We start from the raw sequence: 4,318 nt of genomic DNA on the forward strand, positions 1-4,318 counted from the left end.
CCCCGCCACCGGCGCGACCGAGCAGGAGGTGCCCGCATGACGGTCGAGAGCCCGGGGACCGGCGCCCGGACCCCCGCCGACCCCGCCGACACCCGGCAGGTGATCCGCCCCTACGGCGACACCACCGGCGACGGCATGGTGCAGATGTCGTTCACGCTGCCGGTCCCGGCCGGCAAGCGCGCCGACGCCGCCGCGCTCCAGCTCGCCGCCAAGATGGGCCTGGACCCGGCCAGCGTCGTCCACGCCAAGCCGATGGGACCCGACTTCACCTTCTTCATCGTGTACGGGAAGGTCGGGCACCTGGTCGACTACGCCTCCATCCCCGTCCCGGAGGAGCGCGCCTACCCGCTGCTGACCTCCCAGGAGGTGAACCAGGCGATCCGCCGCGCGCTGAACCGGAAACTGGTCGTCGTCGGCGCGTGCATCGGCACCGACGCCCACACGGTCGGCATCGACGCGATCCTCAACGTCAAGGGCTTCGCGGGGGAGAAGGGCCTGGAGTACTACCGCGAGATCCAGGTGGTGAACATGGGCGCCCAGGTCACCGTCCCCGAACTGGTCGAGCGCGCCAAGGCCGAGGACGCCGACGCCGTCCTGGTCTCCCAGGTCGTCACCCAGCGCAACGCGCACCTGCACAACACCAAGCAGATGGCCGCCGCGTTCCACGCCGAGTACCCGACCGCCGTGGCGGGCGGCATGGGACGGCCGCTGCTGGTCGCCGGCGGCCCCCGGTTCGACACCGTCGGCGAGGCCGACCTCGGCGTCGACCGCATCTTCGGCAAGGGCACCACGCCCGCCGAGGTCGCCAGCTACCTCGTGCACGCCCTGCTCCCCGGCGAGCACGGGCCGGGCGAGCACGGGCCGGGCGGCCCGCCGGACGACGATCAGGTGGACGATCAGGAGGACGAGTCATGAGCGATCCGCGCGAGGGGCAGACCGTCACCCACCGCCGCTACATCCCCTACTCCCACGCCCACTACGCGGGCGACCTCGTCGACGGCGCCTACGTGCTCGGGCTGTTCGGGGACGCGGCGACGGAGCTGTGCATCCGCACCGACGGCGACGAGGGACTCTTCGCCTCCTACAGCGACGTCCAGTTCCGCGCCCCCGTGCGGGCGGGCGACGTCCTGGAGACCACGGCCGTCCTCACCCGCGCCGGAACCCGCAGCCGCGTCATGGACTTCGAGGCCCGCGTGGTGTGCCGGGGACGTCCGGACAAGGGGGAGTCCGCCGCCGAGGTGCTCCCCGCCCCGATCATCGCCGCCACCGCCAGCGGTACGGTCGTCGTCTCCCCGCCCGGCTCCTGAAACCCCGCCGCGGCGGTGATCGTCGATCTTCCGCGGCGAAAACGCGGCACCCGCGATCATGGTGCTGAACTGGGAGAACATGGAGTCGCCGCAGAACATGCGGCGGTTGACAAGGTGGCTGAAGCCGGTAGTTTTGCAGCAGTCCAGCACGGGACTCACCGATCGGCCGCCCGAGGCGCCGCCGGGCACCGCGCCACGACGGGGACGGGGATCACGCGAGTGGTCGACGTCGTGCCCGCCAGAGCCAGCGCGGTGATCCGGAGCCGTGCCCGGGCGGAGCCGCCCGATCGCGCGGGGGGTTGGACCCGGGAAGGGCCCGGACATCCAGTAGAAAACGGAGCCTCGTTCTCACCGCCTGTGGGACGACTCCGGCCCGACGGATGTCGCGGGCCCTCTTCCGTGTGCGCGGACCTCCTTCCAGACCCTCCGGCTCGCGGGCTTTCCGCGACGGGCCGCCCCCGGGGCTCCGCCTCGCGCGCACCGGGCCGTGGTCGCCGTCACGCCCCCGGCCCGGTAGCGTTCCCGGGAGGAACGAGGGAACGAGGTGGGGACGTGGCCCAGGAGACCCTCCCGGAACGGTCGCCGGCGGGCAGCACCGGCGCGGGAACGGGCGGCGAACCGGATGCCGCGCGACGGCCGGGCCGGGCGGCCCGCCTGGGCGGCGGCCTGCGGCGCGGCGGCCGCGCCGGCTGGCCCCGCACGCTGCTGGTGGTGGCCGCCGGGCTGACGATGTGGCTCGCCTTCCCGCCCGCCGACCTCACGTTCCTCGCCCCGGTCGGCGTCGCGCTCTTCGCCGTCGCGCTGCGCGGCCTGACCGCCCGTACCGGCGCCTGGCTCGGCTTCCTCGGCGGTGCCGCGTTCTTCATTCCCGTGCTGGAAGGCATCGTCAAGATCGGCCCGGACGCGTGGCTCGTCCTCGCCCTCGTCCAGGCCCTGTACTTCCTGCCGCTGGGCGCCGGGGTCGCGCTGGTCACCCGGCTGCCCGGCTGGCCGGTGTGGACGGCCGCGCTGTGGGTCGGCGAGGAGCTGATCCGCGGCCGGGTCCCGTTCGGCGGGTTCCCGTGGGCGCGGCTCGCCTTCAGCCAGACCGCCACGCCGCTGACGCCCTACGCCTCCCTCGGCGGCGCCCCCCTGGTCACGTTCCTGACCGCCCTGATCGGCGGGCTGCTCGCCTACGCCGCCCTGGCCGCCTATCGCGCCCGTGCCGCGCGCCCGGCCGGGGACCGCGCCGGGGAGCCCGCCGAAGAGGCCGCGGAGGACTCCGATTCCGGCTCCGGTTCGGGCGGGGAGCGGGAGACGCCCCGGACGCGCGTGGGGTGGCGTCCGCTGGTGCCCGCGGCGGCCGCACTGGCCGCGATCGCGGCGGTCGCCGGCGGCGGGACGCTGATCCCGACGCCCACGTCCGGCAAGCCCGTCACCGTCGCGGTCGTCCAGGGCGACGTGCCGCGCGTCGGCCTGGACTGGCAGGGCCAGCGCAAGGCCGTCCTGGACAACCACGCCGAGGCCACCCACGAACTGGCCGCGAAGGTGCGCGCCGGGGAGGTCCCCCAGCCCGAGCTGGTCGTGTGGCCGGAGAACGCCAGCGACCTGGACCCCTACAGCGAACCCGACGCCTACCTCACCATCGACCGCGCGGTGAAGGCGGTCGGCGTCCCCGTCCTGGTCGGCGCCCTCGCCGACACCCCCGACGGCGAGAAGATCGAGAACCGCGGCATCGTCTGGGACCCGCGGTCCGGGCCGGGCGACTACTACGTCAAGCGGCATCCCGTCCCGTTCGGGGAGTACCTGCCGTTCCGCGACATCCTCACCAAGCTGATCACGCGGTTCGAGCGGATCCCGCGCGACTTCGCCAAGGGCACCCGTTCCGGCGTGATGCAGCTCGGGCCGGTCACCATCGGCGACGTCATCTGCTTCGAGGTCGCCTACGACAAGGAGGTCCGCGACGTGGCGCCCGGGAACCTCCTGGTCGTGCAGACCAACAACGCCACCTACGGCAGGACGAGCCTGCCCCCGCAGCAGATCGCCATGTCGCGGCTGCGGGCCGTCGAGCATGGCCGTACGATCTTGGTTGCCGCCACCAGCGGGATCAGCGCGATCGTCGCCCCGGACGGACGGGTGATCGACAAGTCCCGCGAGTTCGTCCCCGACATCCAGGTCGAGACCGTCCCGGCACGGACGTCGACGACGCTGTCGGACCGGCTGGGCGCCGCGCCCGAGTGGCTGCTGGCCGCGCTCGGGCTCGGCGCGATCTGCGCGGCGGCATGGACGTCGGCCAGGAAGAACGAGGGGAATTGACACCGATGGAGATCCCAGCCGACCTGGGCCGGGTGCTCGTGATCATCCCGACCTACAACGAGCGGGACAACATCGAGAGCATCACCGGGCGGGTACGCGAGGCCGTCCCTTCGGCGGACGTCCTGGTGGTCGACGACGCCAGCCCCGACGGCACCGGCGAGGTCGCCGACGCCATGGCCGGCGAGGACGAGCAGATCCGGGTCCTGCACCGCGAGGGCAAGGACGGGCTCGGGCCCGCCTACATCGCCGGGTTCCGGTGGGCCGCCGAGCACGGCTACGACGTCATGGTCGAGATGGACGCCGACGGCTCCCACCAGCCCGAGGAGCTGCCGCGGCTGCTGTCGGCCCTGGAGGACGCCGACCTGGTCATCGGGGCCCGCTGGGTCCCGGGCGGCAAGGTGCGCAACTGGCCCAAGCGGCGCGAGGCGCTGTCGCGCGGCGCCAACACCTACGCGCGGGTGATGCTCGGCATCCCGCTGCACGACGCCACCGGCGGCTACCGCGCGTTCCGCGCCGCGACGCTGGACAAGATCGGGCTGGAGGGCGTCGACTCGCGCGGCTACTGCTTCCAGATCGACCTGGCGCTGCGGGCGCTGCGGCAGGGGCTCCGGGTCGTGGAGGTGCCGATCACCTTCGTCGAGCGCGTCCACGGCACGAGCAAGATGAACCGGGACGTGATGGCCGAGGCGGCGCTGCGCATCACCCCTGTCTCTTAT

Annotated in this window: 4 protein-coding genes; all 4 read left to right on the forward strand. The window is 73.5% G+C overall.

What is annotated here, in order from left to right; all coding sequences use genetic code 11:
- The first annotated feature begins 36 nt into the window (after positions 1-36).
- Entirely contained in the window at positions 37-915 is an 879-nt protein-coding gene (locus E1285_RS43490; protein ID WP_132160756.1) for an OAM dimerization domain-containing protein, read from the forward strand.
- Entirely contained in the window at positions 912-1,307 is a 396-nt protein-coding gene (locus E1285_RS43495) for a hotdog fold domain-containing protein (protein ID WP_132160757.1), read from the forward strand. The genes E1285_RS43490 and E1285_RS43495 overlap by 4 nt, the downstream gene beginning before the upstream one ends.
- A 552-nt stretch (positions 1,308-1,859) precedes the next feature.
- Positions 1,860-3,602, forward strand: a complete 1,743-nt coding sequence (lnt, locus tag E1285_RS43500; protein WP_243723467.1) for an apolipoprotein N-acyltransferase — start codon at positions 1,860-1,862, stop codon at positions 3,600-3,602.
- A gap of 5 nt (positions 3,603-3,607) precedes the next feature.
- Positions 3,608-4,318 (forward strand): polyprenol monophosphomannose synthase (locus E1285_RS43505; protein WP_132160758.1); only part of this gene is annotated, 711 nt, incomplete at its 3' end.

This window comes from Actinomadura sp. 7K507 (assembly GCF_004348425.1).
Classification (GTDB): domain Bacteria; phylum Actinomycetota; class Actinomycetes; order Streptosporangiales; family Streptosporangiaceae; genus Spirillospora.

Coding starts and splice junctions, on each gene's coding strand:
- E1285_RS43490 (WP_132160756.1), top strand. CDS start 37: ATGACGGTCGAGAGCCCGGGGACCGGCGCCCGGACCCCCGCCGACCCC.
- E1285_RS43495 (WP_132160757.1), top strand. CDS start 912: ATGAGCGATCCGCGCGAGGGGCAGACCGTCACCCACCGCCGCTACATC.